Source organism: Marinobacter sp. PE14 (assembly GCF_053566155.1).
In genome coordinates, this window is record NZ_JBQXNY010000007.1 from 62061 (window position 1) to 77969 (window position 15909).

The window sequence follows — 15909 nt, forward strand, 5'->3', positions numbered from 1 at the left end:
TTCCTTGTCTTCTGGTCCGCTACCAAATCATTGACACCTTCAGGCCGTCATCATGCCGAACTGCAGAAACGTGCAAAGGTGAGAGCAAGGTTTTCAGGACTTGCTTCGGATGTGATCACGGCGTCTCCAACCGAACGAAGCAGGACCAGCCTCAAAAGGCCATCCACGTTTTTCTTGTCGACAGCCATCAGGCCCATAAAGTCATCGGCCGTCATTGTAACCGGCGGCTTATCCGGTAGCCCGGCCCTGAGAATCAGTCGGTTTATGCGATCACAATCGTCACGGCTGATCATTCCCTCAAGCGCCGACAATTCGGCAGCCATCAGCATACCAGTGCCCACTGCTTCTCCATGCAGCCAGTTGCCATAACCGGCATAGGTTTCAATCGCGTGCCCGAAGGTGTGACCGAGATTCAGTATCGCCCTGAGACCACCTTCGCGCTCGTCGAGTGCAACAATTTCGGCCTTGCAGGCGCAGGACCTGAAGATGGCTTCTGCCAGCGCTTCCGGATCAAGGCTGACCAACGCATCCATGTGCTCTTCAAGCCAGCCAAGGAAGCCCTGATCCCGGATCAGCCCGTACTTGATTACTTCCGCCAGCCCCGCTGACACCTCTCTGGCGGGCAAAGTCTGCAGACTCGCGGTGTCTATCAACACCGCTCGCGGCTGATGGAAAGCCCCAATCATGTTCTTGCCAAGCGGGTGATTGATGCCAGTTTTGCCACCAACAGAAGAGTCCACCTGGGAAAGCAGCGTCGTTGGAATCTGGATGAATGGCACACCACGTTGATAACAGGCTGCTGCAAAGCCAGCCATATCCCCGACCACACCTCCGCCGAGGGCAACCAGAGTGGTTTTCCGGGTGTGGCGCTGTTTAAGGAGGCCGTCAAAGATGCTGTTTAGAGTCTGCCAGTCCTTGAACTTCTCGCCATCCGGAAGTACGACGGTATCAACCCGCTTCCCCGGAAAGCAGGCTTTCGCCCGTTCAAGATAGAGTGGTTCCACAGTCTCATTGGTAACGATCATGACCTGCGCCCCGGAAACATAAGCTGACAGATCCTGAGTGCCAAGAAGGTCCTCAGCGATGAATATGGGGTAGCTGCGCTCACCGAGCTCTACCGAGAGCTCGCGATACCGACTAGACATGATTGCGACCTTCCTTACGTATCTGTCTTTTGTGACGCGGCGTTTTCGGATTCAGCCGATTCACCAACTGACGCACCACCAGCCGGGGACTCTTTCTGTCCGTGTACATAATGATGTCTGCCAGATCTGAATACAGCGGATCGCGGATCGAGAACAGTTTCCGCAAGACCGCCTCGGGGTCGTCGTTCTGTAGCAAAGGCCGATTGCGGTCCTTGCGTGTTCGCTCCACCTGCTGCTCTATGGATGTTTTCAGATAGATGACCGTTGCATCCCTCTTGAGGATCGGATGATTTTCCTGGCGCATGACGGCTCCACCACCAGTAGCCAACACAGTCCGATCCTCGTGGGACAACTCGTCCAGCATGGCTGTTTCCCGCAAACGGAATCCGTCCTCGCCCTCAACGTCAAAAATCCACGGAATGTTGGCCCCGCACCGCTCTTCAATGATGCGATCAGAATCAAGAAAACGATAGCCGAGCTCTTTGGCGAGCATCCGGCCAATCGTGCTTTTCCCTGCTCCCATGGGACCAACCAAGACAACGCGTTTCGGCAAAGACATAACTTCCGCTCAGTTTTGTTCAGGCGGGTGAGAATATCACAGGGCCCGTAATTGCATAAGTTCAGGACCCATCTCGCGTCAATTTCGGGCACAAAAAAGCCGCCGGTTTTAAGCGGCGGCTTTTTACCTGCACCGATTAACGAAGCAGATCGTTCTTGATGATCTTCGGTGTAATGAAGATCAACAGCTCGCTGCGCTCATCGAGATGCTCAGTGCGCTTAAACATCCGACCCAAATAAGGGATATCTCCAAGGAACGGCGTCTTGGTCGTTTGAGTCGCAACCTCAGACTGGAAAATGCCACCCAGAACTACTGTCTCGCCGTTGCCAACCAGAACCTGTGTAGTAACAGAGTTTGTATTGATGGACGGAATGCCAGCTGTAACTTCACCTCTGGAATCCTGGTTTACTACCAAGTCCATAATGATTTTGTCATCAGGCGTGATTTGAGGTGTCACTTCCAGTGAAAGAACCGCTTCTTTAAATTCTATATTGGTCGCACCACTGGAAGTGGCCTCTTGATAAGGAATTTCCTCACCTGATTTGATAGATGCTGTTTGGCGATCAGCAGTAACCACCCTTGGCTGGGAAACAACCTCGGCCTGGCCATCACTCTCCAAAGCGGACAACTCCAGATCAACGAGGAAGTTGTCACTGCCCCACCCAATGGCGAAGGAGGACGTACCTTCACCACTAACACCAAGATCAACGGCAAGTGCTCCCGGGAAAGAAATCGTGTTGCTATTCCCGGCAGCTGCGTCACGAGCCTCCTGCAGCGATCCCTGAGAACCACCGACTGTGAACACGTTGTCGCCACTAACATCGTAGGCGGCACCACCCCATCGAACACCCAGGTTCTCGGCAACATTCGTTTGAGCCCGCACAATACGAGCCTCGATAGAGACTTGACGCACAGGAACATCCCAAGTTGAAACCAGCCTGCGAATTTCCTCTAACTTTTCCGCGGTCTCCCTGACACTGATCGTGTTTGTCCTAACATCAGAGGACACAAAACCCCGATCAGAAATCAGTTCCTCATCTTCCTTGATCAAAGCAACAATATCGGCCGCCTTTGCATAGTTAACCTGAATGATATCGAGGCGCACGGGAGCCAACTCAGCAATCTGTTTGCTAGTTTCAAGCTCAAGCTTCTCCCTAGCTGCGATCTCATCGGCAGGCGCGACCAACAAGACGTTACCGATCTGACGCTTATCAAGACCCTTGGTCTTCAGGATCAGATCAAGCGCCTGATCCCAGGGGACATTCTGAAGACGCAGAGTGATGCTGCCGCCCACAGTGTCACTGGCCACCAGATTCAGCCCGGTGAAATCGGCTATCAGCTGAAGTACCGAGCGGACTTCGATATCCTGGAAGTTCAGGGAAAGCTTGTCGCCGGTATACGGAAACTTTTCTTCCCGGCGGGATTCGGCTTCTTCCTGGCTTAGCTCCTCGACACTGACGGTAAACTGGCTACCAGACTGGTAGGCGATGTAGTCGTAGTTGCCTTCCGGGCTGATCTCGACAACGGCATTGCCACCTTCCACAAAGGTGTCAATGCGAGTAACCGGCGTGGCAAAATCAGTAACGTCGAGCCGGCGCCGCAGATTGGCAGGCACAGCAATTCCATCCATCGTAAGACGAATTTTGCCGGCACGCTCTGTCAGGTCGACCGGCGTGCTGGAGCTACCAAGATCCACAAGCACTCGGCCTTCGCCATCTTTACCGCGACGGAAATCGACCCCGGCAAGAGCATTAGATGGCGCCGCGTTGGTTGTTCCACTGCTCTGAGAAGCGGAGGTTGAGGAGCTGGCAACAACGCCCTCAGACTGCCCACCAATCGTCATGACCAGGGAGTTGCCAGAACGAACTGTGTCATAGGGCACCAGCTCGACAAGGTTGAAAATCAAGCGCGTTCGATCCTTGGTCTCAACCACGGTCATGCTCTGGGCATTACCCGACCCCAGAGGCACGCTTCGGCTATCAAGACCACTGGTCGTATCCCGAAGATCCACGGCAATCCGAGCGGGGCGCTCAATGGTGTAACCGGAGGGTTCCGGTGGCGCCCCATCAAATTGCAGTGTCACCTCAAGCCGCTCGCCCGGTAGCGACGAAAACGACACGTCTTCCAGCGTGACCGCGTTGGCCAGGCTGGATAACAACCCAAAAGCAATCACGCTGACGTATACATTGAGTTTTCTGAACATCGCTAGCCTCGACCCTAAACTTTTTTGTACGTGCATGTTTCTTTCAACTTTCATACAGCCGCTCCTTAGCCTGCGCCCTCTTCCAGGGTCAGGGAGCGAGGACGCTCGACCCAGCCACCCCGGCCATTGGGAACGATTTCAATGAGCTCGATACGGGTTTCACTAACGCCCACAATGCGACCGTAGTTCTGCCCCATGTAATTTCCCGTGCGGACTCGGTGGATTCCGCCGGTATCGTCTTCAATCAGGGCGAACAGGTTACCCGATGCACCCTGAAGCGTGCCGACCATTTCAAGCGCTTTCAGGTCGAAATTCTCCAGAACTTCTCGAGGCCGATCCAGATCGGGCTCAACATCGCTGACCGGCTGCTCATCTACCATGGTCAATTGAACATCGATTGGCGGCTCAAATGGGGCACGACGATCCGCAGCAGAATAACTGAATGCCTCGTAGGCTTTAAATTCCGGCAGAGGCTCTACAAAGCCTCTCGGCTTTGCACGAGTATCTGCCATGAATTGATCTAAATCTGAAAAACCGCTGCCCTGGGAACAGGCCGTCAGCAAGGAGACCAGACAAACACCCAGCCAGGCTCTTATCGCATGCTTTACTGTCATGCTCACTCTCCAGCCCGGTAGCGGTATGTGCGAGCTACAACCTGCATGTCAAGTCGCTCTCCATCTCCGCCTGTTGGTTTAATGGTTAAATCATGCAGTGTGACGATCCTGGGCAGGCTTGCGACACTGCTGACAAACGAGGCAAGCTCATGATAAGAGCCAGTCACACGAATATTAATCGGCAACTCTGAATAGAAATCACGACGCTGCTCAGGCTGAAGAGCCACCTCCTGAAGAGAAAGCCCGTTCCCCAACGCCGTGTTGGTTATATCTTCCAACAAGCCCGGAACCTCAGTTTCACTTGGAAGCTGCCTCACCAACGCGCCGAAGGTTTCTTCCATTTCTGCCATTTGAGCTTTGAAGACCTCCAGGTTTGCCACCTGATAAGCTTTCTCTTCGTATTTTTTTCTTAGATCCTGTTCGGTTTTTTCCACACGGTCGAGTTGAACATACTGATCTTTCACGAAAAACCAGTAGCCACCGCCAGCTATAAGAGCAAACACGATAAGCACAACAATTGCCTTGATTGGTGCCGGCCAAATACCCGCATTATTAACGTCAAGATCATTGATATCGAATTCATTGAGGCTTTTAAGTGAGTCGGCGAGGCTCATTGACCATCCTCCCCTTCAGGCTCAGGAGTTTTTTGTTGGACTGAAAGATTGAATTGACTGTACCCCGCGCGACGACTCTCAGCAGCCGACACATTGGACAAATCCGGATCCGTAAACCAGTCTGACTCTTCAAACTGACGCATCAGCGTAGATACACGACTGTTGGATTCAGCCATTCCCACTATGTCGATTTGGTCACCAGTTCGTTTGAGGTCCGCATAGAAAAGCCCATCAGGCAAAGTCCTGACCAGTTCGTCGAAAACGCGCACAATAACGGGGCGCTTGCCCTGAAGATCCTGAATAACCTGCATTCGGGCGAGAAGTTCATCCCTTTTTCGCTTTAGGTCCTCAATTTCCTTGATTTGCTGATCCAGATTTTTGGTCGCTGTTTCGAGGTAAGCATTGCGGGATTGCTGGTAGGCGATCCGGCTATCCATATCGGTTTTCCAGAGGAAGACCAGCCCGCCAGCAATGATCGCAGCGCCCAGAATCATGACCACGAACTGTTTCTGTTTCTCGGCGCGAAGCTCTTCGCGCCACGGTCGTAGGTTAATTTTTGCCATCAGTCGAAGCTCCTCATTGCCAAGCCGCAGGCAATCATCAGGGAAGGCGCATCATTACTCAGTGCCGACGCGTTCACCCTTGAACCTACCGCCATATCTGCAAAAGGATTCGCGACCATGGTCGGTGTTCCCGTTTTTTCTTCGACCATTTCAGTCAGCCCCTGAATCGAGGCCGTGCCTCCGGCCAGAACCACGTAATCGACGGCATTGTATTGACTGGCACCAAAGAAGAATTGAAGCGCTCGGGCAACCTGCTGCACTACAGCCTCACGGAACGGAGTAAGCACTTCGGACTCGTAATCATCAGGCAGTCCGCCCTGCTTTTTCGCAAGACCGGCTTCCTCGAGCGACAAACCATAACGGCGCTGGATTTCCTCGGTCAGCTGTTTGCCACCGAAAATCTGCTCTCGCGTGTAAACGGTTTTCCCACCCGCCAGAACACTCAGCGTGGTCATGGTCGCACCAATGTCCACAATCGCTACCACCAGCTCTTCTCCCTGAGAGTCCAGCTGTGGCTCGATCAGTGCGTAGGCACGCTCAAGGGCATAGGCTTCAACGTCAACCACTTTGGTAGTCAATGAGGCAATCTCGAGTGCATCCTCCCGGATGTCGACGTTTTCTTTCCGGCAAGCAGCCAGAAGCACATCCACCTGGTCGGGGTTGTTCTCGGAAGGTCCCTGAACTTCGAAATCAATCGCCACTTCATCCAGCGGGTATGGAATGTATTGATCGGCCTCGAGGGCAATCTGATCTTCCATCTCGAATTCGTTCAGGCCGCCATCCATCTGGATAAGCTTGGTAATAACCGCAGAACCTGAAACCGCAACAGCCACCTGTTTGACGCCAGAACGGGACTTGGAAGCTACGCGCTTCATTACCTCGCCCACGGCTTCTACGTCCGTAATATTCTTCTCCACCACGGCATTGGCCGGCAAAGGCTCCACCGCGTAGCTTTCGACCTTATAACGGTCGCCCTGCTTCGATAGCTCCAGAAGTTTGACCGAGCTGGAGCTTATATCCACGCCCAGCACTGCACTGGATTTCTTTCCTAATCCAAACACGCGCTCACCCTATACCTGGTTAGATGCACCCGGTTACGTAACTTATGTGTTTTTTATTTAAGAGAATTTCTTCACCATTCCGTCTACAATGCGTGTTCTTCTTTAGTTGAGAACTATTGCAGCGGTGAAGCACCTCTTCCATCCTAAAGCAATTTCTCAAATGATAGACCTATATCCAACAGTTGTCAGAAAAAAATGTCTCATTTGTTGCGCACATCTCGCCTTTTTGCCTGGTTGTTTCTTACCGGACTGAGTGTCGCCGTTATCGTAACCTCAGGCCTCTATCTTTACCTTCGCCCTGGCCTTCCGCCGGTACATCAGCTTCTGGACATCAAGCTGCAGACGCCATTACGGGTCTATAGCAAAGACAACAGATTAATAGCAGAATTCGGTGAAAAGAGAAGGGCACCCATCACAATCGAACAGATCCCAACAATTCAGTTACAAGCCTTTATGGCGGCTGAAGACTCGCGTTTTTACGAGCACTTTGGGGTCGACATCAAAGGCCTGGCGCGGGCTGCAATCGAACTGGTCTCTACCGGCGAGATCCAGTCCGGGGGCAGCACCATCACAATGCAGGTTGCAAAAAATTACTTTTTGTCACGGGACAGAACCTTTATCCGGAAGTTCAACGAGATACTTCTGGCTCTTCAGATCGAACGTGAACTGGATAAAAACCGCATCCTGGAGCTCTATCTGAACAAGATCTACCTGGGCAATCGGGCCTACGGGATTGCCGCCGCAGCACAGGTTTATTACAACGAACCAGTCTCGGAATTATCCCTGGCCCAGATGGCTATGCTCGCCGGCCTGCCAAAAGCGCCCTCGGCGTTCAATCCCCTGGCCAATCCGGACCGCGCGATGATCCGACGCAACTGGATTCTCGGACGCATGCGCGACCTGGGGTACATCACTCCGGATGCCCACGAACTTGCCGTTTCTGCCCCCATTACTGCCAGCTACAACAGCACGGAGACTGAAGTCGACGCCGACTATGTTGCCGAAATGGCGAGGTCCGAGATGGTTCGGCGGTTCGGCGAGGACGCCTACACCGATGGCTATACCGTAACCCTGACAGTTGACGGCAAAAAACAGCAGGTTGCCACAGAGGCATTAAGAGACGGCCTTGAAGCCTATGATCGGCGCCACGGCTTCCGGGGCCCTGTTGGGCAGATTGATCAGGAAACACTCGCCGAGAGCGAACCGTCAGATCTGATTCTGAACTATCCTCGCGTGGAGTCCCTGCTTCCCGCAATCGTCACAGAGGTTGACGATGAATCCGGCAAAGTGACGGTGCATGCGCGCCGTATCGGCAACGCCACCATGGCCTTCGAAACCATGACCTGGGCGAAGCGCTACAAAACGGAAAACCTCACGGGCCCCGAGCCTGGAAAGCCCTCCGATGTTGTGGCTCCCGGCGACGTTATCTATGTGCGTGCCCAAAACCCGGATCCGGCTTCGCCGGAGCCCGAAGCCAACGGGAACGAACTCAACAATGACGAGTCGGAGCGGCTCGGTGAAGCCACTGTTGCGCTTGCTCAAATTCCGAGGGCTGAAGGCGCGGTCATTTCACTGAAAGCCAAAACCGGCGCCATTGAGGCACTGAGCGGAGGCTACAGTTTTGGCCAAAGCAAATATAACCGTGCCATACAGGCGAGACGACAGCCTGGCTCCACCTTCAAGCCCTTCCTCTACCTGAGCGCCTTGGAAAGCGGCATGACACCCGCCACCATTTACAACGATGCGCCGATCGTCTTCGATGATTCGGAACTGGAGACTGCCTGGCGCCCCCAGAACTCATCCGGACAGTTCTATGGCCCAACCCGCCTGCGCGAAGCACTCTATCGCTCACGCAACCTTGTCTCGATCCGACTGCTGCGCGACCTAGGCATACAGAACACCCTGGATTATCTGTCACAGCTGGAAATCCCGGTAGAAAACATGCCGGACGATCTGTCACTCTCACTGGGCAGCGGCCAGCTTACGCCCATGGAGCTTGCCAGAGGCCTGGCTGTGATTGCCAACGGAGGCTACGACGTTGAACCCTACCTGATCGAGACTATCAGTGACTTTAGCGGTGAGACCATTTACCAGGCGCCGAAAACCGTTTTGTGTGACGAAGACTGCGACGACGTTACAGGACAGGAAAAATCGGGCGAGCAAGAAAGCTCGCCAAACACCGTCACCAATGTTTCTGAAACAAGTGAGGACTCGCCAGAGGTTCGGGTTATGCGCAGACTGGCGGACGAACGCTCGGTCTTTATCCTGCATTCGATGATGCAGGACGTCATTCGTCGCGGCACCGGCAGACGGGCGCTGGCCCTTGGCCGGGACGACATCGCCGGTAAAACCGGCACCACCAACGAACAGAAAGACACCTGGTTTGCGGGCTTCAATCACGAAGTGGCCACAACCACCTGGGTTGGGTTCGACCAACCGGCACCTCTGGGCAGACGCGAGTTTGGTGCCAGCACCGCGCTCCCCATCTGGCTGGACTACATGGAAGTAGCTCTCGACGGAGCACCCTCCTCCTTCATGCCCCGACCCAACGGCATCGTCAATATCCGGATCAACCCCGAAACCGGACAGCGGGCAAGGCCCGGCGAGGATGGCATTTTCGAGGTCTTCCGGGAAGAGGATGCGCCACCGCCTCTGACATCAGAAACAGAGAGCGAACGAAATGGAGGCTCCGAGGAAGACGACCTGTCAAGGCGAATCTTCTGACACAAGGAGCAGGCACAAAAAAACCGGCGGGATCACCGCCGGTTTTTTTTTCTATCCAGAACGACAGATCAGATAATGTCGTCCATGGACTTGAGCGGATAGTGCGCAGGGTATGGATTACGTGCAACGCCGGAATCCACGGCAGCGCGAGCAACGGCGGCCGGCACCACTTCCAGCAGGCGAACGTCCATCGGCTTGGGAATGATGTACTCTTTCCCGAACTCGAAACTCTCCACACCATAAGCCTCACAAATTTCCCGAGGCACAGGCTCCTTGGCCAGTTCACGGATTGCATTGACAGCCGCCACCTTCATTTCCTCGTTGATCGCGGTGGCACGAACGTCCAGCGCTCCACGGAAAATGAACGGGAAGCCCAACACATTGTTGACCTGGTTCGGATAGTCAGAGCGACCGGTGGCCATGATCAGATCATCTCGGGTTGCCAGGGCAATTTCCGGACTGATCTCCGGATCCGGGTTTGAGCAGGCGAAAACGATCGGCTTGGGAGCCATTTTCTTGAGCTGGTCAGCGGTCAGGAGATCCGGACCGGACAGCCCCAGGAATACGTCAGCGCCATCAATCGCATCGTCCAGAGTGCGCTTGTCAGTGTCGTTGGCAAACATTGCCTTGTACTGATTCAAATCATCACGACCAGAGTGGATCACACCCTTGCGGTCGAGCATGAAGATGTTCTCAGAACGAATACCGCAGCTGATCAGAATCTTCATGCAGGCAATGGCGGCCGCACCGGCACCCAGGCAGACCACCCTGGCCTCTTCAATCTTTTTACCCTGCAGCTCGAGGGCATTGATCATGCCGGCTGCAGTTACGATAGCAGTGCCATGCTGGTCATCGTGGAAGACGGGCACGTTGCACTTTTCGATCAGCGCACGCTCAATTTCAAAGCACTCCGGCGCCTTGATGTCTTCCAGGTTGATACCACCGAAGGTGTCCGCAATACGCTCGACTGTTTCGATAAACGCCTGCGGGCTTTCGGAATTGACTTCAATATCGAAGACATCAATTCCGGCAAAGCGTTTGAACAGTACGCCCTTGCCTTCCATAACTGGCTTGCTTGCCAGCGGACCCAGGTTACCCAGACCAAGAATCGCAGAACCGTCAGAGATGACAGCCACCAGGTTGCCCTTGGCGGTGTACTTGTATGCGTTCTCCGGGTCCTTTGCGATCTCGCGGACCGGTTCGGCAACCCCGGGGCTATACGCCAGGGAAAGGTCGCGGGAAGTCTTGGTTGGCTTGGTGATTTCAACACTCAGCTTACCAGGCCGCGGCTTGGCGTGATATTCAAGGGCTGCTTCTTTCAGATCTTGAGACATTGCCACTGTTCCGTTTGTCACGTTTAAAGGTAGTGAACCGCCGAAGCCAGGGAGCCTCGGATCAACTCCGAATCGAGGCCCCTACTCGGCGGAGCGCGACATTATGGCCCGCCAGCCCCGAAACGACAAGTGGCCCATGAACATTTTGTGAACAGTCAATAGTGCTAATTGCGTATGTATCCTATAGGTACACTCTGATGCCCGGGCACAAAAAAAGCGCCCGAAGGCGCTTTCCCGGATCCAGCTGGATCAGTCTTTCTTGCCGCCGATGCGACCACCGAAACGCTTCTGGAAACGGTCGATACGACCACCGGTATCCATAACTTTCTGCTTGCCGGTGTAGAATGGGTGACACTGGGAACACACATCCAGCTGCAGATCATGGGTGTAGGTAGAGCGGGTCTTGAAGGTATTACCGCAAGAGCAGGTTGCAGTAATCTCTTCGTACTTAGGATGGATACCTTCTTTCATGGCGAACCTCGTTAGGTCATGCCGCTACCTGATCACGGGGCATCAAATCTGCCCAGGCGCCAGGCACCGCACGTTTGAATCAATTGAGAAGACGGGGCACAATCATACCCTGCCGGAAACAGACCGCGAATCTTACTTGCAATTAGTTCTGCAGGCAAGCACCACCCTGACTTCCGGACTCGCCCACCCCGGATTTCGCGGCAGGCCGCCGACTGAAACAGGATAAGGAAAAACCGTGACACCCGTCATCCCGTGGAGCACTCAGTGCCGTTGATCGCACGCATTGCCCTGAATCGTCCGCTGCGTCGACTCTTCGATTACATCGTTCCGGAAAGCCTTGAACTGACTCCGGGACAGAGAGTGCGAATTCCCTTTGGCCGGCAGCAGGCAACGGGCCTTGTTGTTCAGGTCGGCGTTGAGCCGCCTCCCGGCATCACTCTCAAGCCTGTGGCAGGCGCAATGGAAAACTGGTCCGCGCTGCCTGCGGAAACCTTCAAGCTTCTCAGTTGGGCAAGCGACTACTACCAGCACCCGCTCGGCGAATGCCTGTTCACTGCCCTGCCCCCAGCACTCAGACGAGGGCGCATTGCAGAGGAAAAAAAAGACCAGTGGTGGCGTGCAATCGACAGCGGCTCGACGATCCCCGCGAATGCGCATAAACAGAAAGCCCTTTGGGATTGGCTGAACCAGCGATCCAACGGCGCCCCGACAACCGATATTCTGAGGGCGGGATTCAACCGGGCGCAACTCAAGGCACTGCAGAAGAAGCAACTGATCGAGGTTGTCTCGCCAGCCCGACCGGCGGATTTCAATGAAGCCCCCGAGCTGCTGGCCCGCCGACCCAGATTATCCGAGGCGCAGAGGTCTGCCGCAGAGCAGCTGGCTTCCCCGGACGAAGGGTTCGCCGCCTTTCTCCTATACGGCATCACCGGTAGCGGAAAAACCGAGATCTACCTTCATTACCTGAAAGAACACCTGGGAAATCAGGATCAGGCCCTCGTACTGGTACCGGAGATCAACCTGACGCCCCAAACGGTCGCCCGATTCCAGCACTATTTTGGCGCTCGAATTGTCGTATGGCACTCAGCCCTGAACGACGGTGAACGTCTGGCGACATGGCTGAAAGTGCGGAACGGCGAGCCCGTTATCCTTGTAGGTACGCGATCGGCTGTTTTGCTACCGTTCACCAACCTGCGGACCATCATTGTCGATGAAGAGCACGACAGCTCTTACAAGCAGGGTGAAGGTTTTCGGTACTCCGGCCGAGACCTGGCCGTTTACCGCGCGCACCTGAACAAGTGTCCCGTCATTCTGGGATCCGCCACTCCGTCGCTGGAATCCGTTCATAATGCCGAGCAGGCCAAATACCATCTGGTAAAGCTTGAAGAACGCGCCGGAAATGCTGCGCCCCCGGTCATCAGCTTGCTGGATATCCGGAGCCGCCCATTGGAGGGCGGCCTCTCCCGCCCTACCCTGAATGCCATCGAACAGACCCTGACAAAAGGTGAGCAGGCGCTGGTTTTCGTCAATCGGCGAGGATTTGCCCCGGTCATGATGTGCTTTGACTGCGGCCACATGGTTGAATGCCCGCGCTGTGACACTCGCCTGACCTACCACCGCCGGGACCGGGCGATGAGATGTCACCACTGCGACTACCAGACGGCGGCCACCGAGCAATGCCCGAAGTGCCAGAGTGAGGCCTTCAAACCGGTTGGACAGGGCACCGAGAGAACCGAGGACATTCTTGCCACGGCTTTCCCGGATACACCGGTGGTGCGCGTGGATCGCGACAGCACGCAGCGCAAGGGCAGCATCCAGGGCATCCTGAACCAGGTAAACACTGGCAAATCATGCGTACTTGTGGGCACCCAGATGCTGGCGAAAGGACACGACTTCCCGAATGTCACACTCGTGGTGGTGGTAAACGCGGATGGAGGGCTGTTCAGCGTGGACTTTCGCGCGCCCGAGCAACTCATACAGACCCTTTTGCAGGTCAGTGGCCGCGCCGGCCGGGGCACAAAGCCCGGCAAAGTTCTCGTGCAAACCTGCCACAGCGACCACCCATTGCTAAAAATCCTGTGCGAGGGACAGTATCTCGACATCGCCGACCAACTCCTAAAAGAGCGGGAAGAGGGTCAGTTTCCGCCATTCCGCGCCATGGCCATCTTCAGAGCAGAAGGCGATACCATGGAAAAGAGTCTGCAAGTGCTAGATGCAATAAGGCCTCTTACCAATGCCACAGGCATCGAGACCTGGGGGCCGCTGCCGGCCATGATTGCCCGACGCGCAGACAAGCACCGTGCGCAACTAATCCTCAACGCCCGCAACCGAAAAAAACTGAACAGCTTGCTGACCGGAATCTGTCAGGAACTGGACCAGAAAAAGCTGCCTGCCGGGATCAAATGGATGATTGATGTTGATCCGCAGGAAACCGGGTAAAGAAGATCATCCCACTTTCAGAAATGTGAGCTACTGCCACGAACATAAAAACGTTACAAAGTTTTTCACAAAATGGCGAAACCTCGAGCGACGATAAATTTCGATGTGCTATGATTTCAGCGAACTAGCATTTTGTCTTATCAGGCTCCCTGAACTCTAAGGGACTCGGGCGAGACCAAGATAAACGACACTTACGGAAAGTGGAGATAACAATGTCGGGGAAATTTGGCTTAACCATGGCAGCCAGCCTTCTGTCTCTTTTGCTCGTTGCCTGTGGCGGCGACAGTGGTTCCTCACCCCTTGCGGGGCCTGGAAATAACAACGGTGGTGGCGGAGATGATGACGGAGGACAAGTTACTGCCGGCTCTATCAACCTACTTTCCGACTCGCCTCAGATTGGTACTGCAGCGAACTCGCAAGTCACGCTTACAGCCACTGTCCAGGATAGTAACGGGATCCTGTTACCAGCAATCCCGGTCACGTTCAGCACCAGCGGCGCAGCACTTCAGGTAGTTAGCGCAGAAACAGATACCAACGGAAACGCCCAGGCCATTCTGACCAATTCCAGCAATCCCCAGAATCGGACCATTTCTGTAACCGCCACCGCAGGCGGCCAAACTGACACTGTATCTGTACAAGCTATTGGTACCGACATCTCCATCTCCGGCCCAACTGCTGTTTCAATTGGCGCTACCGCAAGCTATACCGTTCGCCTGACTGACTCCAATGGCAACGGTATCAGCGGAGAAGCCGTCACTGTCTCAAGCAGCGGTTCAAATACGCTGACGAGCGCTTCTCAAACAACCAGCGCAACCGGCACGGTATCACTGGGATTCACAGCCAACACCGGCGGCACCGACACTATTACTGTCTCGGCCTATACCGGCAGCAGCACGGTGCAAGCCTCCATTGATGTCCAAGTGGATCAGGACAGCTTCCTGTTTAACGACCCTGATCCGACTCAGATCGAGACAGTCGACCTGAACACCCCCGAAACTGTAACGGTTGTCCTGACATCTGGTGGGGCCCCGGTGAACGGCGAAACCATTACCTTCTCGGCAACACGCGGTGCGCTGAGTGCAACGCAGGTTTCAACCGCCAATGGCGAGGCCTCCGTCAACATCAGCTCATCCACTGCAGGGCCTTCTATCATTACCGCAACCACCACCGACGGATTGACCGCGACCCGACAGATTGAGTTTGTCGCAACTAACCCAACCAGCCTCATCATTCAGGCCAACGATACGCAGTTGAACCCGCAACAGGAAACCGAGGTTACAGCGGTACTGCGAGACTCACAGAACAACCTCGTGAAAGGCCAGCCCGTCACTTTCAGTATCGTGACAGATGAAAGCAATGGTCAGCTTCTTGAGTCCCAGGCTACGACAGACTCTCTCGGTCGTGCGACCGTCACCTACCGTGCTGGCAACAGCGGAACTGGCAACAATGGGGTCGTCATTCAGGCTCAGACAAGCGCGGGCACGCAGCCTTCTTCAACAATTTCTATGACTGTTGGCGGCCAGGCATTACGAATCACGCTCGGTACCGGCAATGAAATCATTGAGCCGGACAGCGTGCGCTATGACCGAGAGTGGGTCGCATTCGTTACCGACGTCAACGGTGCACCGGTGAGCGGCGCGAATGTTGAACTTAAACTTCTCCCCATCTCTTACGGCAAAGGCTTTTATGTGGCAACCGATATCGACGGGGACGGCGAACCAGACCAATGGGTACCAAACCGCACAGCGACTTGTGATGCCGAAGACCTTAACAACGGAAACGGCATCATCGATCCCGGCGAGGACCTCAACAATAACGGGAAACTGGACCCGTCCAACGACGCAACCTTCTCGCCAGCCACGCTGACTACCGCAGCAGATGGCTCAGCGGGCTTTTCCCTACTTTACCCTCAGAGCAACTGCTCCTGGGCCGACTTCCGCCTGACTGCAACGGTTGAGGTTGCCGGTTCCGAGAGCCAAGGTACGGCGGAATTTACGCTGTCGTGCTCTGCATCAGATTTGAACAACATTGAAGCCTCGCCCCCTGGCGGATCAGAGAGCAAATACGGCTCCGCAGCCATATGCTCCGACCCAAACTGATAGCGAGCGTCTAAACAACAGAACCCGGGGACCACAATCCCCGGGTTCTATTGTTTGAGAATAAGCAACCTTTCCGCGATAAT

The 15909-nt window shown here is 54.8% G+C and carries 12 protein-coding genes; 3 read left to right on the forward strand and 9 right to left on the reverse strand.

The window, feature by feature from the left end; translation table 11 throughout:
* Positions 1 to 50: 50 nt before the first annotated feature.
* The 7 genes from aroB to ACWJ62_RS18580 form a co-directional block, all read right to left on the reverse strand.
* Positions 51 to 1145, reverse strand: a complete 1095-nt coding sequence (aroB, locus tag ACWJ62_RS18550) for a 3-dehydroquinate synthase (RefSeq protein ID WP_449287522.1) — start codon at positions 1143 to 1145, stop codon at positions 51 to 53.
* Positions 1138 to 1704 carry a shikimate kinase AroK gene (aroK, locus tag ACWJ62_RS18555; protein ID WP_449287523.1) on the reverse strand — a complete coding sequence of 189 codons (567 nt, stop codon included), beginning with the start codon at positions 1702 to 1704 and terminating at the stop codon, positions 1138 to 1140. Before aroK ends, aroB begins: the two co-directional genes overlap by 8 nt.
* A gap of 136 nt (positions 1705 to 1840) precedes the next feature.
* On the reverse strand, positions 1841 to 3907 hold the full coding sequence (pilQ, locus tag ACWJ62_RS18560) for a type IV pilus secretin PilQ (RefSeq protein WP_449287524.1): 2067 nt from the start codon (positions 3905 to 3907) through the stop codon (positions 1841 to 1843).
* 65 nt (positions 3908 to 3972) lie between these two features.
* The gene (locus ACWJ62_RS18565) at positions 3973 to 4521 is read right to left on the reverse strand and encodes a pilus assembly protein PilP (protein WP_449287525.1); all 549 of its coding nucleotides are present in this window, start codon (positions 4519 to 4521) and stop codon (positions 3973 to 3975) included.
* 2 nt (positions 4522 to 4523) lie between these two features.
* A complete protein-coding gene (locus tag ACWJ62_RS18570) occupies positions 4524 to 5135 on the reverse strand; it encodes a type 4a pilus biogenesis protein PilO (RefSeq protein WP_449287526.1) in 612 nt (203 codons plus the stop codon).
* Positions 5132 to 5698, reverse strand: a complete 567-nt coding sequence (locus tag ACWJ62_RS18575) for a PilN domain-containing protein (protein ID WP_449287527.1) — start codon at positions 5696 to 5698, stop codon at positions 5132 to 5134. Before ACWJ62_RS18575 ends, ACWJ62_RS18570 begins: the two co-directional genes overlap by 4 nt.
* Positions 5698 to 6759 (reverse strand): pilus assembly protein PilM, encoded by a 1062-nt coding sequence (locus tag ACWJ62_RS18580; protein ID WP_349521790.1) that lies wholly within the window; start codon positions 6757 to 6759, stop codon positions 5698 to 5700. Before ACWJ62_RS18580 ends, ACWJ62_RS18575 begins: the two co-directional genes overlap by 1 nt.
* Before the next feature lie 195 nt (positions 6760 to 6954).
* Here ACWJ62_RS18580 and ACWJ62_RS18585 point away from each other — a divergent pair, with 195 nt between their 5' ends.
* Positions 6955 to 9483, forward strand: coding sequence for a penicillin-binding protein 1A (locus ACWJ62_RS18585; protein ID WP_449287528.1), 2529 nt, complete (start codon positions 6955 to 6957; stop codon positions 9481 to 9483).
* Between the two features lie 68 nt (positions 9484 to 9551).
* Here ACWJ62_RS18585 and ACWJ62_RS18590 read toward each other — a convergent pair whose 3' ends face one another.
* Positions 9552 to 10817, reverse strand: a complete 1266-nt coding sequence (locus tag ACWJ62_RS18590) for a malic enzyme-like NAD(P)-binding protein (RefSeq protein ID WP_449287529.1) — start codon at positions 10815 to 10817, stop codon at positions 9552 to 9554.
* A 249-nt stretch (positions 10818 to 11066) separates the two neighbouring features.
* Positions 11067 to 11288, reverse strand: coding sequence for a 50S ribosomal protein L31 (gene rpmE / locus ACWJ62_RS18595; protein ID WP_064230272.1), 222 nt, complete (start codon positions 11286 to 11288; stop codon positions 11067 to 11069).
* A gap of 264 nt (positions 11289 to 11552) precedes the next feature.
* Here rpmE and ACWJ62_RS18600 point away from each other — a divergent pair, with 264 nt between their 5' ends.
* Both ACWJ62_RS18600 and ACWJ62_RS18605 read left to right on the forward strand, forming a co-directional pair.
* Positions 11553 to 13727 (forward strand): primosomal protein N', encoded by a 2175-nt coding sequence (locus ACWJ62_RS18600; RefSeq protein WP_449287530.1) that lies wholly within the window; start codon positions 11553 to 11555, stop codon positions 13725 to 13727.
* Between the two features lie 212 nt (positions 13728 to 13939).
* A complete protein-coding gene (locus ACWJ62_RS18605; protein ID WP_449287531.1) occupies positions 13940 to 15826 on the forward strand; it encodes an Ig-like domain-containing protein in 1887 nt (628 codons plus the stop codon).
* Positions 15827 to 15909: the final 83 nt, after the last annotated feature.